Below are 21,507 nucleotides of genomic sequence, written 5' to 3' on the forward strand. Positions count from 1 at the left end.
GAAATTGACTAAAAATTTATATGTATCTCCTCCCTTCGTATTTGGCTCAAAATCTTAATGAGTAAAAGTAATTATACCATTTACTTCCTGCGAAAATTGTAGAAATACTTGATTTTCATAAAAAAATGACCTTAGGATAGTACTTTCGTCCTAAGATCAAATACTGCGTTGACGTTTAACCGGTTGCCAGATCCTGGTGATTAATAATTATTATGTATATAGAATACATAATTCTTTATAAAAAGAATCATCTTATTCTCTTTTTTTTGATAAAATGGCTATGAGGATTTCAGCTTTATTTTTTATAAAGAAAGGAAATACAACATGCCAAAAAGGACCGATATTAATAGTATCCTGATTATTGGGTCAGGTCCCATTGTGATTGGACAAGCCTGCGAGTTTGACTATTCGGGGACCCAGGCCTGTAAAGCGCTTCGCAAACTGGGCTACAAGATCGTACTGGTCAATTCCAATCCTGCCACCATCATGACAGACCCCGGAATTGCTGATGTCACCTATATCGAACCATTAAACCTTGAAAGTCTGACGAAAATCATCGCCAAGGAACGTCCCGATGCCCTGCTGCCAAATTTGGGCGGTCAGTCGGCCTTGAACCTTTCCTCCGAGCTGCATCAGGCAGGCGTTCTTACGAAGTATAACGTCAAAGTCATTGGTGTTCAGCTGGATGCGATTGAACGTGGTGAAGACCGAATTGCTTTCAAAGAAACCATGAACAGGCTCGGTATTGAAATGCCCCTCAGTAAAGCAGCCTACAGCGTAGAAGAGGCTGAAGCGATTGCCCAGGAACTAGGGTATCCGGTGGTTATCCGCCCGGCTTACACCATGGGCGGAACCGGCGGTGGTCTGGTTTACAATGCTGAAGAACTGAACGTGATTGCGAGCCGCGGTATTGCCGCAAGCCTGGTCGGTCAGATCCTGGTGGAAGAATCCGTACTTGGCTGGGAAGAACTCGAGCTTGAAGTCATCCGTGATGCCAAAAACCAGATGATCACCGTATGTTTTATTGAAAATATTGATGCAATTGGTGTCCACACCGGCGATTCCTTTTGTTCGGCCCCAATGCTGACGATCAGTCCCGAGCTTCAGGAGCGCCTGCAAAAATATTCTTATTCTGTCGTCGAAGCCATTGAAGTCATTGGCGGCACCAATGTGCAGTTTGCGCATGATCCGAAGACCGGTAGGGTTGTCATCATTGAGATCAACCCGCGTACTTCCCGATCCTCAGCATTGGCCTCCAAAGCAACAGGTTTGCCGATTGCGCTGATCTCTTCCATGCTGGCGGCAGGGCTGACCCTGGACGAAATCCCGTACTGGAGAGACGGCTCTCTGGACAAATACACACCTTCAGGCGACTACGTTGTTATCAAGTATGCGCGCTGGGCCTTCGAAAAATTCCCGGGTTCAGTGGACAAGCTTGGAACTCAGATGCGCGCCGTCGGTGAAGTCATGAGTATCGGGAAAAACTACAAAGAAGCGCTGCAAAAATCCATTCGCTCTCTCGAGATCAACCGTTACGGCCTGGGCTTTGCGAAAGATTTCCATCAGCGGTCTCTGGAAGAACTGATGGCCATGCTGGCCGAACCGACCAGCGAGCGTCAGTTTATCCTTTACGAAGCGCTGCGCAAAGGCGCAGATATCCATGATCTGTACGCTTTGACCTATATCAAGCCTTACTTCCTGCAGCAAATGAAAGAACTTGTAATGCTGGAAGAAGAGATCTTAAAATACAGCGGCCAAAAGCTGCCGGATGAACTGCTGACTCAGGCCAAAAAGGACGGCTTTGCAGACCGTTACCTTGCAATGCTCTTAAACTTAAGTGAAGCGGAAATTCGTAAACAGAGAGTTGCTCTGGGGGTAGTGGAAGGCTGGGAAGCTGTCCCAGTAAGTGGCGTTGAAGATGCCTACTATTATTTCTCTACCTATAATGCTCCCGACAAGACCACAAGCAGCAACCAGCCAAAGGTAATGATCCTCGGTGGCGGACCGAACCGCATCGGTCAGGGCATAGAGTTTGACTACTGCTGCGTGCATACCGCCTTTGCGCTGCGTGATCTTGGCTATGAGACTGTCATCGTAAACTGCAATCCCGAAACGGTTTCTACGGACTACGATACCTCCGATAAACTATATTTTGAACCACTTACCGTTGAAGATGTCCTGAGCATCTACGAAAAAGAAAAACCACTTGGCGTAATCGTGCAGTTTGGCGGCCAGACCCCACTGAACATTGCAGATGAGCTCAAAAAAGCCGGTGTCAAGATTCTCGGCACAACCCCGGAAACCATCGCGCTGGCTGAAGACCGCGATTTGTTCCGTAAGATGATGGAAAAGCTGGATATTCCGATGCCGGAATCCGGAATGGCCGTCAACCTGGAAGAGGCGCTTGTTATCGCTGACCGGATTGGTTATCCTCTGATGGTCCGTCCTTCGTTTGTTCTGGGTGGACGTGGTATGGAAGTTGTTCACGACGCAGAGATGCTAAGCCGTTACATGGCAGCTGCGGTAGGCGTGACGCCCGACCGGCCGATTCTAATCGACCGTTTCCTGAGCAATGCGATCGAAGCGGAGGCCGACGCGATCGCGGACGGCAAGGATGCTTTTGTACCTACCGTCATGGAACATATCGAGCTGGCCGGTATCCACTCTGGAGACTCGGCCTGCGTCATTCCGCCGATCAGCATCCCTGAAAAGCACCTCGCAACGATTGTGGAATACACGAAAAAAATTGCCAAAGAGATGAACGTTATCGGGCTGATGAACATGCAGTATGCAATCGCCGACGACAAGGTTTATGTCTTGGAAGCAAATCCGAGAGCTTCAAGGACCGTACCACTCGTGTCCAAAGTCTGTAATATTTCCATGGCCCGTATTGCGACCGAAATTATGATGGCTGTCAATGACGGTAAGGAAACATCCGTTAAAAACTTGACTTCCAAAACAGTACCTTATTTCGGAGTCAAGGAAGCAGTTTTCCCGTTTAATATGTTTACCGAAGTTGACCCTGTACTCGGACCGGAAATGCGTTCGACCGGCGAAGTACTCGGCCTGGCCGATTCGTTTGGTCTAGCCTACTACAAAGCACAGGAAGCAACCAAGTCCCCGCTGCCGGAATCAGGTACTGTGCTGATCAGCGTCAATGACGACGATAAGCCTGCCGCACTCGAGGTGGCCAGGAGTTTTGCTCAGACCGGCTTTAAGATCATGGCTACAGAAGGGACCCACAAATTCCTGCTGCAGAACGGAATCGAAGCCGAAAGAATCAAGAAGCTGTATGAAGGCCGTCCGAACATCGTGGACAGTATCACCAACAAGGAAATCCATCTGGTGATCAATTCGCCGTCCGGCAAACGCAGCAAACATGCAGATGCCTATATCCGCAAAGCGGCAATCAAGTATAAGGTCCCGTATATCACCACGATGACCGCTGCCGCGGCAAGCGTCAAAGGCATTGCCGCCTATGACGCGAATGGCGCATCTGGAATAACCTTAAAGTCCCTGCAGGAATACCATGCCGAAATTAAAGGGTAACGCAGGCGTCCTATTAAGAATTTTTATTCTTCACAAGCTTTAGCTTTTCCATGACTTCCAGAAATTTGACGGAATCAATGGGTTTGGATGCATACGCGTCACACCCATATTCAAAGGCCTTTTGCACAAAATCCGATTCAGCCAGAACGGTCGTCATGATGATCTTGGCTTGTTTTTCACGTGGAACCCCTTTTTGTATTTCCAGATCACGAATAGCCTTTAACGCCCTGACTCCATCAACTTTCGGCATCATGACATCAAGACAGATCAGCTCATAAGGGCTCTCTTCCTTAAGCGACATCAGATAAGCATCGATTGCTTCCAGTCCGTCAACAACCAGATCGCACTCACCATATTCTGATAATAATTTGTACAAATATTTTCTGCTGGCTAAATCATCTTCAGCTATGAGTATCTTTAACATCCCAATCCCTCCTATTACGTCGTTATTTCGTACTTCATTGCCTAATAGCTTATAACTTAATTGCTAAGTGACTTTTTAAAAACATCATACGCTTCTTTAAATAAGCTGAAGTACTCAATCTCATCCTCAATATTATTTTTTCTTCTCGCCAATTCGATTTTAAAAGCACAGAATTTTAATTCATCTGCTTCGATCTGATTGCACAGGTTTTTCAGCCGATTGGCAATCGATTCTATGGCTTCATATTGCATGCTCTCAAAATGATCGTCGAGTTCTTTAACGCAATGCTCGATTTCCTGCATTACCGAAGTATAATGTTCAGTGTCTTTATTCCCAGATTTATTTGTAAAAATAATTTCGCCATGGTCCCCAAGCTCAACCTTATCCGGAAACTCTTGCCGGTCTCGACCCACAAAACTAATTTTTTCCATCAGACCATTGATGTCAATCGGTTTTGCCAGATAACTATCCATTCCCATCGCCAGAAACCTTTGTTCGTCACCCTGCAACGCATAGGCAGATACTGCAATAATTGGTGTATGGGTTCGGCTGCCTTCAGATTCTCTGATAATCTTCGTTGCTTCTATCCCATCCATCACGGGCATCTGGATATCCATCAGGATCAGGTCATATTTTTTTTTCTTAAAAAGATCCAGGACCTCCAAACCATTGTCTGCAGTATCGACCTGATGGCCCCTTTCCTTCAGCATGCGGCGAAGAAAGACTTGACTTACCTCATCATCTTCAGCAAGAAGAATATGCAAAGGCCGGATGATTGGGCTGATGTCAGGTCTAAGGAACGGTACCGTCTTGCTTTTTATTCCTATTTTAAATTTGATCGTAAAATAGAACGTGCTTCCTCTTCCTTTTTGACTGCTTACCTGCATGGTCCCACCCATTAGCTCGACTAGCTGCTTGGAAATTGCCAACCCCAGGCCTGTTCCGCCATATTTTCGGGTAATAGAACTATCGACTTGGGTAAATGTTTTGAACAGGAAGGTCTGATCTTCTTCGGAAATACCTATTCCGGTATCCTGAACAGCAAATTTCAGTTCAATGTCCTGATCTGTCTTCAGAACGTCGTTTACAGTGACAAATATTTTACCGGTATCCGTGAATTTTATCGCGTTATCAACCAGGTTATTTAGGACCTGCCTAAGTCTATTCGGATCACCGATCAGATACTTCGGGATGCTAGGATCGAGATCATACGTTAATTGAAGCCCCTTTTTACTGGCCCGTAGCGTATGCACCTTCGAATTCTTCTCAAGCAGATCATGCATGTCAAAATTGATGTTTTCAACAACGAGTTTCCTGGCCTCAATCTTGGAAAAATCGAGGATATCACTGATTAACGCCAACAGGGAGTTGGCACAGATTTTGGCCGTTTCGAGGTTATCCCGTTGTTCAGGATTCAAGTCCGTGGCCAGCGTTAAATCAATCATTCCGTTAATGCCGTTCACCGGCGTCCGGATCTCATGACTCATGTTGGCGAGAAATTCACTTTTGGCCCGATTCGCAGCTTCAGCTTCTTCTTTGGCCTTGATAAATATTTCCTCATTCTTTTTTCTCTCCGTAATATCCCGTGCAATGAGAATGAGATAGTCTATATGATTAAGTTTAAATTGCCGTATATTGATCTCAACGGGAATTTCTCTGCCATTTTTGGAAATATGGATATCTTCAAACACATAGGTTTGATAATTTCGAACTTGAGTCATTAATATATCCACTTCCGCTTTGCCTATTCTAGAGATTATCTTTGGCGAATGTCCGATCAGCTCATCCCGCGTATATTCGAGTCCTTTGCAGGCGACTTCATTCACTTCGACAATCGTGATTTCACCTTTTTCATTGACTTGCTCCAGGAAAATGGCATCTTTGGCATTTTCAAAGACGCTTCGGAATTTTTCTTCACTCTCGATTAGCGCCCGCTCCGAAGCTCTCCGCTCGGATATATCCCGCGCCAGGGAATATATGCATGTTTTGCCGTTAGTATTTATCAGATGTGCACTGACTTCAACCGGGATCTCCCTTCCGTCTTTAGTGACATGCACATGTTCGGCTGTATCGAATCCCTGCTGTATCAGCTTTTCCAATTGTTCAATTTGATTTTTCGTATCGTATTTAACGATATCCGGCAGATATAGCTGAAAGAGTTCCTCTCTCGTATAACCAAGTCTTTGACAGGTAATATCATTGACTTCAATTATTTTCCCGATCCGATCGTCATTCTCAATAATTTCAACGATATAGATTGCATCCGTAACATTGTTATATAAATTCCGATAACGTGTTTCGCTGTCCTGCAGCTGTTTTTCAATTTTTTTACGTTCGGTTATTTCTCTAAGCACGCACAACAATACCTGTTGACCATTGATCATCGTGGTCTGTGCGCTCACTTCAACAGGAACTATACTTCCGTCTTTCCGTTTCGTGTTTGTTTCGATAAAGAGTCCTTTTTCCACGGCAATCTTCAGTTGTTCTCTGGCAAACGTTACATCTTCTGCAAAATCAAAAACTGTTTTTTGCACAATCTCATGATGATCATAGCCATAAGCTTTCAAAGCTGCTTTGTTGGCTTCGAGAATTTTCCCATCCTGTGAAACGAACAGGATTATATCTCTGGCATTCTCCGACAACAGTTGATAGCGTTTTAAAGCGTCTTCAGCAATTTTTCTGTCGGTGATGTCCAGAATAATACCGATTAGTCCGGCATACTCACCTTCAAGGTCATAGTATGGGCCGCCGGAACTGAGACACCATCGATACTCCCCGTCATAATGTCTTAGGCGAAGCTCATATTCAAAAGATGTCTGATTTGCTTGTGCATTTTTTATAATTTTTTTATAAGCGGCTCTGTCTTTTGGATGTAAAGCTGATAACCATTTACTGCCCATACACTCTTCAAAACTCATACCCGTAAAATCCAGCAGATTTTTGTTCACGTAAGTTATTTCTTTTTCTGCGGAACGCCATATGGAAACCGGAAAATAATCCAACAGTTTCAGCTGAAAATCGTGGGACTTTACCAACGACGTTTTCAGTACTTTTTCTTCAGTGATATCATTTAAGGCTATTACAATATTTCTTTTGCCGTCTACCATCAGCGGAGAGATGCTGACTTGGAACCATAATTGTTTTGTTTTGCCGCCAAGAATAAATGTCTGGGAGAACTCAAGCCCCTCGATAGATTCATTGTTTTTTAGTGCCCGCAAGCCGGCACGTTTAATCTCACACTGTTTGCATTTCACTGCGTAGCCACAGCCCCTGGGATCTTCAAAGCCGACTGCACATTTGAAAGCCTGTCCGAATGTTTTACCAAGTACATCTTGTTCTTGCACATGCATCAATTTGAGCGCCGCATTGTTTACGTGGCTGATGTATGTCTGCTCATCGACAATGACCATATTGACCGGGGACGAATAAAAGATCGTCCTAAAATTTTCTGCTTCATTTTTATAGTTGTTTTCAATTTCTTTGATTCTAGTGATGTCCCTGAAAACAAAGATGACCCCTCTGACTTCACCGTCTTGTTCGATCACTGGGGAACTGCTTGCCGAAATACAGATGATTTGGCCATCTTTTTTGATCAATGCCGAATGGTTTTTTAAGCCCAGAGCTTTCTTTTTCCTAATGGTCAGCTCGATCGGAGAATCCATTATTTCTTTGGTTTCATTATTAATCACCGGAAAGACTTCTTCAAATGTTTTGCCCTGAACCTCTTCCGGAAGCCAGCCCGAAAGCTTGGCAGTGGAATCATTGATGTATAAAATGGTTCCCAGATGATCCGTATACACGACACCATCTCCAATACATGCCAAAGCTAACGCCATTTCATTTGTTGTGACATTGTAGCTTTTTTTGCTTTTATTCATTGGCCCTTATTCCTTACTTCAACATCGTACAAATCAACTGGGGAATGTTCATTAAAGAAGTTTGTCTTTCAACGGCCCCGATATCATAAGCGACTTTCGGCATACCGTAAACCACGCAGGAATCCCGGTCCTGACCGATCGTTCTGGCCCCTTTTCTTCTCATCTGCAAGAGTCCCTTAGCCCCGTCATATCCCATACCGGTTAAAATAACACCCAGCGCATTTTTGCCTGCTTCCTTAGCCACGGATTCAAATAAGACATCGACGGAAGGACAATGGCCGTTGACCTTTTCTCCTGTGAAACACTCGATCCTGTACCTATTCGCTATCTTTTTGATTTTGACATGCTGGTCGCCGGGTGCAACCAGGGCCATTCCCTGTTCCAGGTAATCTCCGGTCCGGGCTTCCTTGACCTTCAGTTTGGTCTGGTTATTCAGCCGCTCGGCAAACATCCGGGAAAAAACAGGAGGAATGTGCTGAACAACCACGATCCCCGGTATATTGGCAGGCAGCCGCTTCAGGATGCTGCAGACAGCTTCTGTTCCCCCAGTGGAAGCCCCGATCGCAATGATCTTTTCGGAATGATCGACAAGCTGGTTTTCGATTTTTTCCGCCGTATCCTTTAGCGACGGAAATATCCGTGCGACTGAAGCCACCTTGATCTTGATCTTTAACTCATTTAGAAAATTTTCCACTCTTTGTGCGGCATTCATATCCGGCTTGCCGACAAACTCGACAGCCCCTGCATTCAGCGCATCAAAGACAGCATCGCTTACCGTGCTGATCACAATCACCGGGATCGGGTACTGCGGCAGCAGCTTGCGGATAAATTCAATGCCGTTCATTTTGGGCATCTCGACATCACAAGTCATGACGTCCGGTTCAACTTCCAGAATTTTATCCCTGGCTTCAAACGGGTCTGCGGCCATACCCACGACTTCGATCTCCGGGTCGCTGGCGATTCCTCTGGCCAGAACCTCCCGGAAGACAATGGAATCATCTACAATTAAAACCCTAATCTTTTTTTTGGCCATGATATCAACCTACTTCTAAATATTATTCTTTTCTGTATACGGCTGGCATGACATATTTATATTGGGTTGTATCTTTGTTAAGCGATTCGGAATGTCCGATGAACAGGTAGCCGCCATACTCCGTCATGTCATAGAATTTCTGGACAAGCTGTTCTTTGGTCGGCCCGTCAAAATAAATCATCACATTCCGGCAGAAAATCACATGGAACTTCTTTTTAAAAGGAAATACCTTTTCTATCAGATTAAAGTTCCTGAAAATTACTTCATTTTTAATTTTTTCTACAACAATCGCATTTTCCCTGTCGAGCTTTCTAAAATAATTTGTTCTCCACAGTGCTGGCAGTGCCGCAATCTTATCATTGGCGTATTCGCCATTTCTGGCAATCGTTAAGGCTTTGCTGGAAATGTCGGTTGCGAGAATCTTCGTATCCCACCAGACTTTTTCCTTGCCAAAAAACTCATCAATGATCATCGCGAGGGTATACGGTTCTTCACCGCTGGAGCACGCCGCGCTCCAGATCCGCAGATCCTTATCTCGACAATGGGCCGCCAGTCTAGGCAGAACGTTCTCTTTTAAGAAAGTAAAATGCTCCGCTTCCCGCATAAAAAATGTATGGTTGGTGGTAATCTTATTAATAAAGGTGGTCATGGCCTCCCCACCGTTATGTGAAGTAATGAAATCGTAATATTCCGAGAAACTTTTAAAGCCGTTCTCGATAAGGACACCCTGCAGCCTGCCGTTAATCAGCGATTGCTTTTCTTTTTTCAGATGAATCCCATAATTGGCTTCGATATACGCTGCAAACTTCACAAATTCTTTTTCCGTTATCGTTATCATAACAGACCACCATCTTCTCCAACCATTTTTTCGAAAAGAGGGCCCCGAATCAGGCCCTCTTTTCTCTTGCATTTTACTTAGTACTTGCCGAATTCGTCGTCACTCAGGACAATTTTCTTTTTTGGCTTTTCCTTTAGTGCGGGAGCCGGACTGCTGCTGTTCATATTCTCGAGCATTTTCAAAATATCCGGGCTCATATTTTCGATCCCTTTTAACGAAGCGTACTGGCCGTTTTTCCGCAGCTTGAATTTGGCAACTTGAACATTCAGCAGCTCGGACTGGCTCGCCAGTTCCTCACTTGCAGCGGCACTCTCTTCAGCAGTTGCCGAGTTGGTCTGAACGACTTCCGCGACCTGAGCAATACCCTGGTTGACCTGGTTGATGCCAATGGCCTGTTCGTTGGAAGCTACTGCAATGTTGTTCACCAGGTTGGCTACCTTCGAAATTCCTTCGACGATATTGTTTAATTCCTTCGCCGTGTCGCTGGCAATCCGGGTGCCATTATCAACATTCTTGATCGAACCCTCGATCATATCCGTTGTTTCTTTGGCAGCATTGGCCGAACGGGCAGCGAGGTTTCTGACTTCCTCTGCCACAACGGCGAACCCTTTGCCATGCTGTCCTGCCCTTGCAGCTTCGACAGCGGCATTCAGGGCCAGGATATTGGTTTGGAAGGCAATATCGTCAATGACTTTGATAATTTTGGAAATATTATTAGAAGAATTGTTGATTTCATCCATTGCACTGAGCATTTCTTTCATCTGGCTGTTGCCCTGGGCAGCATTTTTCTTGGCTTCTTCGGCCAGCTGGTTTGCCTCATTGGCATTTTGGGCATTGAGTTTGGTCTGGGAACTAATTTCTTCCAGAGAAGCCGTCAGTTCTTCAATGGAACTAGCCTGCTCGGTTGCGCCCTGGGAAAGGGCCATGCTGGAATCGGACAGTTGTTTCGAGCCTGAAGCGACCTGCTCGGAAGCACTGTTGATATTACTGATCACTTCATTCAGGGTCAGCGTCATGGTCGAGAACGATTTAGCAAGCGCTCCGATTTCATCTTTGCCGCGGACATCTATATCGACATTTAGATCGCCGTCAGCAATTTTATCGGAAACTTCTACCAGTTTGCGGACAGGGTTTGTGATCGAGCGAGCCATAAAAAATCCGAGGATGATCGACAGAACGATTGCGGTCAATGTGGAGACGGCCAGTATAATTATAGTTCTGGTTTCTTTGGATGCAATACGATCTTTTGCCGTATCAATGTTTTGAGCTCTTTGCTCTGCCATTTGCGTATTTAAATCGATTAAGGCTTTTGTTTCCGGTGCAATTTTTGCCCCAACTGCCGTGATTTGTGCAGCATTGCCTCCTTTGACTGCGGCAAACAGCTCTCCACTTACCGCAGCGGTCCAGGCGTTGCTTCTCTCTACCATGGCCTTGTTCTCAGGCGTATTCTCCATGGCTAACAATTCCTCTTGCAGTTTGGTGCACTTCTGGGAAATCACATTGAAATCGTCAACATAGGACTGTTTTCCATACAACATGTAGGCTCTGGCCAGACTTGCTCCATCGGTGAAGCTTAAGGCCAGATCTTCATTAATTTGGAATTTCACAAATTCGACTTCTGTCATCTGATTAACGTCTTTGACCATAGAATTAACCTGAGTATAAGTGACTACAGAAATGATTGCCAGGATGACGACAATGACAATATAGCCGGCTAAAATCTTGGTTTGAAGCTTGTTAAAATTCATGATATTACCCCCTCACTAAGTGTAGATGTCAGGTTGGATAGTTCTTCTTCTTTTAATAATTTGTCGCAATCAAGAATGAGCTTGATACTGTTGTCGACCTTGCCGATTCCTTTAATGTATTTGTTGCTGGCACCTCCATTAACACTGGGAGGAGGCACGATTTCGTCTTCAGGGATGACAAGCACCTCGCATACGCTGTCCACGATTAGACCAATTGATATTTCCTGAATGTCGATCACGATGACGCAGGTCCGGTCACTATATTCCATAAATGGTTTTTTGAAGCGCAGGCGCACATCGATGACCGGAATGATCTTCCCTCTCAAATTGACAATTCCGCGAACATAATTGGGCAGCTCCGGCACTTCAGTAACCGGCTGGATACCGATAATTTCTGTCACGTACTTAATTTCAATCCCGTAGATTTCGTTGCCAAGAGAAAAGGTTAAAAACTTGTTTTTCTGAGTATCTTCTTCCAAAAAATCTTCTGCAATCATTTCTGCCATTAAAATCACTCCTTTCCTGTTACTTCTTCACAAGTCTGGTTATACTCTGGATGTCAAGAATTAGACTAATGTTTCCGTCACCTAAAAGCGTACACCCTCCTAACTCGTTATCTTTTTTAAAATTTTGAATGTAATACGGCAGTGCTTTCACAACGACCTGTTGTTCTCCAAGCAGTTCATCAGCAAATAGACAACAGGACTTTTCTTCATCTTCAACCATGATAAATATGCCCTGGCTGAATTCTGTAACCTCCGTTTTTACTTTGTACAGCGTATGGAGCCTGATAACCGGATAACACTCACCCCTTACCATAATCATTTCATTTCCGTCGGGATCTCTGATAATATCGGATTCTTTCGGTCTGAATGATTCTCTAATGGATATTGTCGGTATGGTATACCTTGAATTTCCGACTTTGATGTTCATTCCGCCGATGATCGCCAACGTTAATGGGATCTTCATCGTAATCGTAGTTCCTGTACCTTCAACACTATCTACCGAAACGGATCCGCCTACCGTCTGGATATTCTTGGAGACAACATCCATGCCCACACCTCTGCCGGAAAATTCCGAGATACTTTCCTTGGTTGAAAATCCGGGCAGAAAGATCAAATTAAAAATCTCTCGGTCGCTCATCTCCTGTTCAGATTTGATCAGTAGGCTGTTTTGTCTGGCCCTAATCAGGATTTTTTCTTTATTCAGCCCTTTACCATCATCTCTGACGATGATCAGAACATCACTTCCGGCATTTTTTGCTTCCAAGGTGATTGTTCCGGCTTTGGATTTCCCTGTCGCAACCCGTTCCGCGACCGCCTCAATCCCATGGTCAATCGCGTTGCGAATCAAATGCATCAGTGGATCAGAAATATGTTCAATGATATTTTTATCGACTTCCGTTTCCTCCCCGATGATTTCCAAACGAATTTCCTTGCTCAGCTTCTTGCTCATATCACGTACGATTCTATGCATTTTGTGGAAAGTCGTCGACAGTGGAACCATCCGAATCGCCATGACCATATCTTGTAATTCCCCGGTAATCTTTCCAAGCTGCCGGGCTGCCTTATAGAAATTATCAAGCTGCAGCCCTTTAAGGTCAGGGTTTTGGGTAACCATGGCCTCGGCAATCACCATTTCCCCGACCAGGTCCATCAGTCTGTCCAGCTTGACAACATTGACACTGATGATGCTTTGCTGGGCAGAAGATGAAGAAGAAAGTTGGCCTTCTTTCTCAGCCTTTTCCTCCCTTTCAGCTGTCTGTAGGACAGGAATCTGTGGGGTTAAGTTATTCTCATGCTGATTCATTACAGGTTCATCTTCCTGATCTTCGATCTGTTCCAACTTCAGCTCTCTGATGAAAATTGTCTGCATAAAGAATGCATGCATTTCTTCATAGCTTTTATCTGTCCTTAAGACTACTGTAAAGCCCTGTTCTTTAATGACCTGAGCACTCAGATCGTTTTCAATAATATCTTCCGGGGTGAAAATGTACTTGTCCGCAATTTCTTTCAAATTATGGATAACGGTGTAGGCTCTGATATTTTCCATTTCACAGCCATCCTGATAGAAAATTACAGCCTTGTACCAGCTTTTCTCAGCAGGAGTTTTTGTTATGTTCGGCGCAATATAATATTTAGACTTTTCTTCAGGTATTTTTTCGATTATTTCTTCTATCTTTTCCGGGATGTCCTTCGGCTTTTCAGCTGACTTTATTTTCGTTTCTTTCCTGGATGCAGGCACTATTTCTGCTAAAGGATTTTGTGATTTAAGTTGGTTTAGAAAATCTGCAATCGTCTCTTTCAGAGGCTGCGCATCTCCGTCAACGAGGTCTTTGGCCTTTACTTTTTCCAGTTCGACTTTGAGAAAATCGACACCCTCGAGTACAATATCCGAAAGCGCGGAGCAGTCGACCTCCCTGGGATCGTTTTCGCGGATGAAATAGAACAAGTCCTCGATTGAATGGGCAAGAGAAGCGATGTTGTCAAAAAGCATCATTGCAGATGAGCCCTTAATGGTATGCATGATCCGGAAGATCTCATTGACATCGTCTTTGGAAATATGATTGGATTTTTCACTGGCCAGAATGGAATGCTCTAGTTGTTCAAGCAGATTGGACGTTTCAAAAATATACAGGTCTAACATGGATTCATTGGAATAACTACCAGCCATTTTTATCTGCCCCCCAAACATATCGACTGACTATTTTAATGCATTCACCTGATTTAAGGTTTTGACTACGACATCTTCTTTGAACGGTTTGATAATAAAGGATTTTGCACCAAGCGCAACAGCCTGCCTTACCATACTTTCCTGTCCCATCGCGGAAACCATCACGACCTTGGCTTTCGGATCAAATTTCATGATTTCGGGTAATGCATCCAAGCCGCTCATCTCAGGCATCGTGATATCCATGGTTACGACATCAGGTCGCAAATGTTTATAGCTTTCCAGGCCTTCCAAACCGTTCGCGGCCTCACCGACGACCTCAAAACCATTGTTTTGAAGCATATTTTTGATCGCCAGCCGCATAAATGCCGCATCATCTACAATCAGTACTTTAATCAATGGACTCCCTCCTTTGAGGATTAATCTTGCCTTGAATGAAAGAACCCAGGATCGCATTGACTGCCTCCAAGCATTTCCCCCGTAAAGAGAAAGAATACTGCTGTAGTCTCCACCTCAAGCAAAGTGCTACGCAGGTACCAATAATGATATCAGTCAGCATCTCGCTCGATAGTTTCGGAGGTATTTCCCCTGTCTCCTGGCCTTTCTGAATAATTTCCTTTAAAAAGACAAACCGTGTTGAATAAATGTCTTCGACTTTTGATTTTAACGCTTCATCATAGCGCATGATTTCCAAAGATAGAAGTACTGCGGTGATTGACGGATAATTTTCGTAATACGAAGAAAGTGATTCAACAAGAAAAAAAATTGCTTCTTCCGCAGTTTCTTTCTGTTGGGCTGTAAGGAACAGGTCACTATCATACTGCGAGAAATAATCCAGGACGCCGAGCATCAATTCATTTTTGCTTTTGTAATGCTTATAGATGGCTCCCTCGGTGATATTCTGCTTTTTTGCAATCTCGCGTGTCGAAATTTGGTGGATTCCGTATTTATCGATTAGATCAATTGTCGTTAAGATGATGCTTTCTTTCCGATGTATTATTAAATTCATATGGTAATAAACTCCTGTCCTGGAAAGTAAGTGTTTACTTACCATCTTTTACACCTAATATACTGCATAATTTGTCGAATGTCTACAATTTTTGACATAATATTTTAAATATTTTGATATATTCTTCGTATGGCTAAATATATATTTGGATTGGCTTACATACAATTTTAGGGAATAAAAAAAGGCTTCCTGTTAAATCAGATAAGCCTGTTTCCCTATTTAATATTTTTTCGTTGAATTTGGATGAAAGGAATCAAAAAAGAGATTGATGCAATTTGATTGATCCAATCTCTTCTTTCAGCTTTATGATTCACAGCTTCCGGAACTGCAGTCCGATCCACACTCACCTTTTAGAGGTGATTTGATTTCAAATTGATCCCCATCGGGGGTGTCAATATAATTGATCACAACACCCTCAAGAACTTCTGCAAATTGCTTGTCTGCGACAATTTTAAGTCCATGCTGTTCATCAAATGTATCGTCAGGGGTCTTTGACTCATCCAGAGTCATGCCGTAATTCGGCCCCCTTCAGCCAATGCCGGCTACATAGAGCCGCAAGTAAGAATTATCCATGTTCTGAGTTACCATAATGTCTTTAATTCTCTTGGCTGCGATTTCAGTAACTTCAAACATAATTGCACCTCCTTTTTAGTCTGACAATCTTTATTCATATTACATGAATAAGAAATGCTTGTCAAAATGATTGAAAAACAAATTAAAAAGTTGTAGTATGTCTAATTAATTAGCAGATTTTACGTGTCGTCAAGCAGGTTATTAAACCGGTTTGTTGCTTTTATATATTTCACTAGTCCGTTAATCATAATTCCGGTTATGATTCCGGTAGGTACTGAAAACAGTAACATAACAGGCAAGTAGAAAAAGATCCCTGAAAACCTTAGAACCAAGGCTGCCATGGCCAATTGCCCAAGATTATGGGCTACAGCCCCTGCTACACTGATACCAACCATACTTAGACCTGCAGAAAAACGCAACAGCACTGCCATGATGATCGCAGCTGCAACAGCGCCTAAAAAGCTCATAAAAAAACCCATACCGAATAGGGTCCCACTGAGCAAAGAACCGAGGATTGTCCGTAGTACAGTAATTTGCAGGGCCGTCTTAAAATCAAAGACGACCAAAGCCACTAACGTAATAATATTGGCCAAACCCAGCTTCACTCCCGGTATAGGCAGCGGATTAGGGAACATACTCTCAAGATAATGAAGAACGGAGGCTTGAGCCACGAGAATGGCAATAACAGCCAGTTTCTTTGTTGATATCACATTTTTGACATATTCCATAACTGGATCTTCCTCCGAATTATGCAATCCCCTTCAGATCATGCAATTTTTATTTGCATTAAACCCATATAAGTACTATTATTCATACGAAACAGAAATTGTCAAAGGAGCCTTTTCAATGACCGGTATGAAATTAGGCCAATACGTCTATGGGAATTCCCTGCTCCATTTATTGGATCCCCGAACGAAAATATTGAGCTGCTTATTGGTCATTTTTTCGGTCATAATCACCAATAATTTGTATTTTCTGCTTTTCCTGGTCCTATTGATGGCTGCTGCCATTATTTCTTCCGGATTAAGCTATCAATTAATTCTGAGCGGTTTATTGAAATTAAGATATCTGCTTCTTTTCACGCTGGTCTTCCAGGGATTTCTCACGCCGGGCGAGACTGTGTTTATGGTTGGAAAGCTCGGCATGACCAAAGAAGGTCTGATCTTAGGGCTGATCAATATATCGCGGCTGGTTATTTTATTTTTAGGCTCTATGATTTTATTAATGACAACATCGTCCCTCAAATTGTCCGCAGGAATCGAATACTTGCTGCTACCATTAAGGAAATTACATATTCCTATTCATAATTATACAACCATCCTCAGCATTTCTTTTCGCTTTCTTCCCACTTTGTTTGAGGAAGCGACTATTATAAAAAATGCTCAAAAATCAAGGGGAGCCCAATTTGATTCATCAAATATTATCGTCCGGATAAAAAGCTATACTGCTATTCTGATTCCGTTATTTGAAGCTTCCCTAGTCCGGGCCGCTGACTTGGGTGAAGCAATGGACAGCAGGTGCTTTACTTCCCATCCCAATCAGTTAAGGTTAAACCGTTTGCAAATGAAACGTCGGGATATCCTGTTCTTAATCCAAATGACCGCCATTTTAGGCACAGGTATTATAATTAGCATTCTTCTATAAGTCAGGAGCCGAAAGTATGACTGGTCAAGGTATCGAATTCGTCAATGTCACAAAGCATTATAGAGATTCCTCCAAAGGAAAAACACCTGCGCTGAACGATATCTCCTTGTCGATCAGGAAGGGTGAATATGTTGGTTTGCTTGGGATGAATGGTTCGGGAAAATCTACCCTGGCCAGACTATTGAATGGCCTGCTTAAACCGACGGGTGGAAAGGTCTTTATCAATGGGCTTGATACGGCAAACATTGAACAACTGTCTGAAATCCGCAGACTCGTCGGTATGGTTTTCCAAAACCCAGATAATCAATTAATCAGTCCGGTTATTGAGGAGGAAATTGCTTTTGGCCCTGAAAATTTAGGGCTGCCAATTCCAGAAATCAATCGCCGGATTGATTGGGCACTCCAGGTGTGCGGCCTCGAAGACAAAAGGCATCATGCACCGCATCTGCTTTCAGGCGGACAAAAACAAAGGGTAGCTCTGGCTTCTGCCTTGGCGATGCTGCCTGAATACCTCGTTCTTGACGAGCCGACTTCGATGCTGGATCCGGCAGGCAGGAAGGAGCTGCTTGAGCAGCTGCGGGTCTTAAATAAAGAGAAAGACATGACCATTCTGATCATCAGCCATAATCCTGAGGATTTGGTCCAGGCAGACAGGCTGATTGTTCTGGATTACGGATCAATCTTTTTACAGGGGACCCCAAGGGAAGTCTATGCCAACGCCAAGTTGGCAGAACTGGGACTGGATACCCCCGTGGTTTACCAATTGATCAACCAATTGGGATCAAACGGATATCCTGTTCCCGAAAACGTCAAATCAGTCCGGGAGTTGGTGGATTATCTATGCCTGCAGTTGTAGAAACGAATCATCTTTCTTATACGTACTTACCCGGTTCAGTTTACGAACATCAAGCCCTCAAAGACATCAACATCTCTCTGTCCAAGGGAGAATTCCTTGGGATACTCGGACCTAATGGCTCCGGTAAATCGACACTTGCCCAACATTTCAACGGATTAATCCGGCCTACCTCCGGTCATATAACTGTATGCGGGATTCCAACTTCGGACCCTAAACGAAGTAAGGACCTTTGGAAAAAAGCAGGGCTGGTTTTTCAATATCCCGAACAGCAGATTTTTCAAACTACAGTCTTTGATGAAGTGGCCTATGGTCCAAGGAATTTGGGCCTGCCCGAAACAGAAGTCGCAGAAAGAGTCTATGATGCGCTGTGGCAGGTTGGTATAACCCAGGAAGATATTAATCATCTGGCCCCGGTTACACTGAGCGGCGGCATGCGAAGAAGAGTTGCCATTGCCGGGATGCTGGCCATTCAGCCGGAAATACTTATCCTCGATGAACCCATGGCAGGTTTAGATGCTGCCGGCCGGAGACTGCTTTCGGATATATTCAAAAAACGTCACGAAAAAAAAGAAACGACGGTCATAATTTCTCACAACCTCAGAGAAATTATGACCATCGCAGATAAGATTGCTGTCCTGGACAGCGGGTCCATGATTTTTTTCGGAGACATTAAAGACCTGCTGATGAAACCTAAAATTCTTGACCAATATCAACTGGAATTGCCGGAGTACTTGCAAGTTATATATTGCCTGGCTGAGAAAGGGTTTGCTATCAAAACGGACATCAGCAGTACGCAAGAAGCTGGCGAAGAAATTCTAAGATTTCTTCAAGAAAATAAATATGGGGCGTAACGAAAACTTTAGTTTAAGTTTCGATGCGCCCCCTGGGCCAAGTTGTGATACGGCCCCTTTTTACAGGTGAGCCGGCGGCAGAAAGTAAAATAAATCAATAGAATACGCCTTTAGGGGTGGTTGTGTTTTGTCCATTTTCCAAGCCTGAACATATCATATTCCAACAAATGTTTGGAATATTTTTTTGTTTCAGGAGGATGAATGCAGAGCATGTTTTTTGAACGGGAAGACTGGAAATTATTCAGAAATATGGAAACCTTGCCCCAAAAAGCGGGGGTGTCGAGAAGTAAATTGTCCAGGCTGGTTTGCAAGGAAATCACGGATAATGCGCTGGATCTGGGCGGCGATTGTGAAATCGGTTATGAGGGCGATTTTTTTTATGTTAAGGATCACGGCAGCGGCCTGGATCCGGAATTGTTTTCCATCAACAGGCCGCTACGGTCCTCTAAGTATTTGAGACTGCCCACCCGAGGGGCATTGGGTAACGGTCTGCGCGTGGTAGCCGGGGCGGTAGTGGCGTCGGGCGGCGAACTCTACGTTTCAACCCGAGGCAAAAATTATAAAATCCATTTTCAAAGCGACGGCACAGCCTTCCCGGAAAGCTTAAGCGATTATGACGAAGCCGGGACAAAAATCAGATTTGCTCTGGGCGGAATGCCTATCGATTCAAGCTGGGCAAGCCTGGCAATGGAATATGCCCAAGGTGAAACCTACCGGGGAAAGACCTCGCCCTATTGGTATACCAGTGAAAACTTTTTTGAATTATTTCAATCCTATAGCGGATCGGTCCGGGAACTAATCACGCAGTTCGACGGTTGTACCGGTGGGAAAGCCGGGAAGATAGCCGCAGAATATACCAAGACGTCTGCCGCTGCCTTGGAGTTTGATGAGACGGAAGCGCTTTTGGCTGAGCTCCGAGCAGCGGTTAAAAATGTGAGTCCCGAGAGGCTGGGGCGGATCGGCAAGCTGGATGAGTACAGTGGCTATTGTAAATCAGCCGGCACCTTTAAGGCCAGGACCGTCAAAGGGGAACACGACGCGGAAATAGCGTTTGTCCTTGAAGTGTACGCGACACCCTCCGATACGCCCCATATAACGGTACTGCTCAATAAATCCCCTGTGACCGGCGACGTCAATATTTACCACAATAAAAATTTGCTGAATATTTTCGGCTGCGGTTTAATCCTATGTGTAAAAGCCAAACCTGCCGTTATTCTGATCAATATCACAACGCCCTATATCCCGGTTGTGACGGATGGGAAAGAACCGGATCTCTCGGTCATCACCGACGCCATGGCAGAAAGTATTCATAAGGCGGTCAGCCGAGCCCAAAAATCCCTGCCGGGCGATGTGGCGGAACGAAAGAAATCCCAGAAAGAAGTCGTGGCGGCATGCCTGGAACAAGCCATTGCTAAAGCCAGCGGCAACGGCGAATACCGTTTCAGCCTGCGTCAGCTTTATTATGCCGTCCGGCCGTATGTGATCAAGGAAAGCGGCAAAGAACCGGATTACGCCTATTTCTGCACGGAGTTGATCAGCAGTTATGAAGCGCAGCACGGTGACATTCCGCTGATGTACCGGGATGAGCGGGGGACGCTGTACCATCCCCACTCAGGCCAGGATATTCCCATCGGTACGATCGCGGTGGAAAACTACCAGAAGCCCGTCTGGACGTTTAATAAAATCCTGTATATTGAAAAAGAAGGCTTCTTCAATGTACTCAAAGAAAAGAAAATCCCGGAGAAATATGATATGGCTTTACTCACCAGCAAAGGTTATGCCAGCCGGGCGGTCAAGGATTTGTTGGATGCGCTCGGGGAGAATTCGGAGGAAGAGATTACTTTTTTCTGTATTCATGACGCGGACGCATATGGCACGACGATCTATGATACCCTGCAAAATGAGACCAAAGCCAGGCCCGGCAGAAAAGTGAAGATCATCAATCTGGGGCTGGACCCGGAAGAAGCCGTCAGCATGGGGCTGGAAATCGAAAAGGCAGGAAAAACAGGCCGCAGGAAGGGCGTGGCCAGCTATATTGATCCCGAGTGGGAGAGCTGGCTGCAGTACTACAGAGTGGAACTGAACGCCATGAGTACGCCGCAGTTTCTTGACTGGCTGGAGGGAAAAATCAGGCTTTACGATAAAGGCAAAGTGATACCGCCCGAAAGTACCATGCTGGAGAGCCTGGATCACAGCCTTCAGGATCAACTCGGCCAAAAGCTTGCAGCGGAAATATTGGAACAAAATCACTATGCTGATCAGGTTACGCAAGCAGTCCGGCAAGTTAAAGAGCGCTGCGGCGACAGCCAAACCCGGTTAGCTGAGACAGTGCAGGCGGAGCTTAAGAAGGAGCCAGTCAATCTATGGAAGGATGTCATTAAGGCCGTGTCTGAGGATATGATTAAAAATTGCCGTTTTTGAGATTTGACTACAC

At 44.6% G+C, this 21,507-nt stretch carries 16 protein-coding genes; 5 read left to right on the forward strand and 11 right to left on the reverse strand.

Annotated features, from left to right (window positions below; genetic code table 11):
* Positions 1–324: 324 nt before the first annotated feature.
* Complete coding sequence (carB, locus tag C1I38_RS06565) at positions 325–3,549, forward strand: carbamoyl-phosphate synthase large subunit (protein WP_119774659.1); 3,225 nt, start codon at positions 325–327, stop codon at positions 3,547–3,549.
* Between the two features lie 13 nt (positions 3,550–3,562).
* Here the strand turns inward: carB and C1I38_RS06570 are convergent, their stop codons facing one another.
* The 11 genes from C1I38_RS06570 to C1I38_RS06620 form a co-directional block, all read right to left on the reverse strand.
* On the reverse strand, positions 3,563–3,973 hold the full coding sequence (locus tag C1I38_RS06570) for a response regulator (protein ID WP_119774658.1): 411 nt from the start codon (positions 3,971–3,973) through the stop codon (positions 3,563–3,565).
* Between the two features lie 56 nt (positions 3,974–4,029).
* Entirely contained in the window at positions 4,030–7,851 is a 3,822-nt protein-coding gene (locus C1I38_RS06575; protein WP_119774657.1) for a PAS domain S-box protein, read from the reverse strand.
* 13 nt (positions 7,852–7,864) lie between these two features.
* Entirely contained in the window at positions 7,865–8,884 is a 1,020-nt protein-coding gene (locus tag C1I38_RS06580) for a chemotaxis response regulator protein-glutamate methylesterase (RefSeq protein WP_119774656.1), read from the reverse strand.
* 22 nt (positions 8,885–8,906) lie between these two features.
* Entirely contained in the window at positions 8,907–9,722 is an 816-nt protein-coding gene (locus C1I38_RS06585; protein WP_119774655.1) for a protein-glutamate O-methyltransferase CheR, read from the reverse strand.
* Between the two features lie 77 nt (positions 9,723–9,799).
* Positions 9,800–11,470, reverse strand: coding sequence for a methyl-accepting chemotaxis protein (locus tag C1I38_RS06590; protein ID WP_119774654.1), 1,671 nt, complete (start codon positions 11,468–11,470; stop codon positions 9,800–9,802).
* The gene (locus C1I38_RS06595) at positions 11,467–11,976 is read right to left on the reverse strand and encodes a chemotaxis protein CheW (RefSeq protein ID WP_119774653.1); all 510 of its coding nucleotides are present in this window, start codon (positions 11,974–11,976) and stop codon (positions 11,467–11,469) included. Before C1I38_RS06595 ends, C1I38_RS06590 begins: the two co-directional genes overlap by 4 nt.
* A gap of 19 nt (positions 11,977–11,995) precedes the next feature.
* Positions 11,996–14,143, reverse strand: coding sequence for a chemotaxis protein CheA (locus C1I38_RS06600; protein ID WP_119774652.1), 2,148 nt, complete (start codon positions 14,141–14,143; stop codon positions 11,996–11,998).
* Positions 14,144–14,173: 30 nt separating this feature from the next.
* Positions 14,174–14,539, reverse strand: a complete 366-nt coding sequence (locus C1I38_RS06605; RefSeq protein ID WP_019225081.1) for a response regulator — start codon at positions 14,537–14,539, stop codon at positions 14,174–14,176.
* A complete protein-coding gene (locus C1I38_RS06610) occupies positions 14,532–15,149 on the reverse strand; it encodes a TetR/AcrR family transcriptional regulator (protein ID WP_119774651.1) in 618 nt (205 codons plus the stop codon). The genes C1I38_RS06605 and C1I38_RS06610 overlap by 8 nt, the downstream gene beginning before the upstream one ends.
* Positions 15,150–15,452: 303 nt before the next feature.
* Positions 15,453–15,659 (reverse strand): hypothetical protein, encoded by a 207-nt coding sequence (locus C1I38_RS06615; RefSeq protein WP_119774650.1) that lies wholly within the window; start codon positions 15,657–15,659, stop codon positions 15,453–15,455.
* 242 nt (positions 15,660–15,901) lie between these two features.
* On the reverse strand, positions 15,902–16,450 hold the full coding sequence (locus C1I38_RS06620; protein WP_119774649.1) for a Gx transporter family protein: 549 nt from the start codon (positions 16,448–16,450) through the stop codon (positions 15,902–15,904).
* 118 nt (positions 16,451–16,568) lie between these two features.
* Here C1I38_RS06620 and C1I38_RS06625 point away from each other — a divergent pair, with 118 nt between their 5' ends.
* From C1I38_RS06625 to C1I38_RS06640, 4 genes are all read left to right on the forward strand, one after another.
* Positions 16,569–17,366, forward strand: coding sequence for an energy-coupling factor transporter transmembrane component T (locus C1I38_RS06625; protein WP_119774648.1), 798 nt, complete (start codon positions 16,569–16,571; stop codon positions 17,364–17,366).
* A gap of 16 nt (positions 17,367–17,382) precedes the next feature.
* Positions 17,383–18,222, forward strand: coding sequence for an energy-coupling factor transporter ATPase (locus tag C1I38_RS06630; protein ID WP_119774647.1), 840 nt, complete (start codon positions 17,383–17,385; stop codon positions 18,220–18,222).
* Positions 18,207–19,073 (forward strand): ATP-binding cassette domain-containing protein, encoded by an 867-nt coding sequence (locus C1I38_RS06635; RefSeq protein WP_119774646.1) that lies wholly within the window; start codon positions 18,207–18,209, stop codon positions 19,071–19,073. Before C1I38_RS06630 ends, C1I38_RS06635 begins: the two co-directional genes overlap by 16 nt.
* Before the next feature lie 201 nt (positions 19,074–19,274).
* Entirely contained in the window at positions 19,275–21,494 is a 2,220-nt protein-coding gene (locus C1I38_RS06640; protein ID WP_119774645.1) for a hypothetical protein, read from the forward strand.
* Positions 21,495–21,507: the final 13 nt, after the last annotated feature.

Origin of the sequence: Dehalobacter sp. 12DCB1 (assembly GCF_004343605.1) — a bacterium.
Lineage (GTDB): Bacteria > Bacillota > Desulfitobacteriia > Desulfitobacteriales > Syntrophobotulaceae > Dehalobacter.

Coding starts and splice junctions, on each gene's coding strand:
- carB (WP_119774659.1), top strand. CDS start 325: ATGCCAAAAAGGACCGATATTAATAGTATCCTGATTATTGGGTCAGGT.
- C1I38_RS06570 (WP_119774658.1), bottom strand. CDS start 3,973: ATGTTAAAGATACTCATAGCTGAAGATGATTTAGCCAGCAGAAAATAT.
- C1I38_RS06575 (WP_119774657.1), bottom strand. CDS start 7,851: ATGAATAAAAGCAAAAAAAGCTACAATGTCACAACAAATGAAATGGCG.
- C1I38_RS06580 (WP_119774656.1), bottom strand. CDS start 8,884: ATGGCCAAAAAAAAGATTAGGGTTTTAATTGTAGATGATTCCATTGTC.
- C1I38_RS06585 (WP_119774655.1), bottom strand. CDS start 9,722: ATGATAACGATAACGGAAAAAGAATTTGTGAAGTTTGCAGCGTATATC.
- C1I38_RS06590 (WP_119774654.1), bottom strand. CDS start 11,470: ATGAATTTTAACAAGCTTCAAACCAAGATTTTAGCCGGCTATATTGTC.
- C1I38_RS06595 (WP_119774653.1), bottom strand. CDS start 11,976: ATGGCAGAAATGATTGCAGAAGATTTTTTGGAAGAAGATACTCAGAAA.
- C1I38_RS06600 (WP_119774652.1), bottom strand. CDS start 14,143: ATGGCTGGTAGTTATTCCAATGAATCCATGTTAGACCTGTATATTTTT.
- C1I38_RS06610 (WP_119774651.1), bottom strand. CDS start 15,149: ATGAATTTAATAATACATCGGAAAGAAAGCATCATCTTAACGACAATT.
- C1I38_RS06615 (WP_119774650.1), bottom strand. CDS start 15,659: ATGACTCTGGATGAGTCAAAGACCCCTGACGATACATTTGATGAACAG.
- C1I38_RS06620 (WP_119774649.1), bottom strand. CDS start 16,450: ATGGAATATGTCAAAAATGTGATATCAACAAAGAAACTGGCTGTTATT.
- C1I38_RS06625 (WP_119774648.1), top strand. CDS start 16,569: ATGACCGGTATGAAATTAGGCCAATACGTCTATGGGAATTCCCTGCTC.
- C1I38_RS06630 (WP_119774647.1), top strand. CDS start 17,383: ATGACTGGTCAAGGTATCGAATTCGTCAATGTCACAAAGCATTATAGA.
- C1I38_RS06635 (WP_119774646.1), top strand. CDS start 18,207: ATGCCTGCAGTTGTAGAAACGAATCATCTTTCTTATACGTACTTACCC.
- C1I38_RS06640 (WP_119774645.1), top strand. CDS start 19,275: ATGCAGAGCATGTTTTTTGAACGGGAAGACTGGAAATTATTCAGAAAT.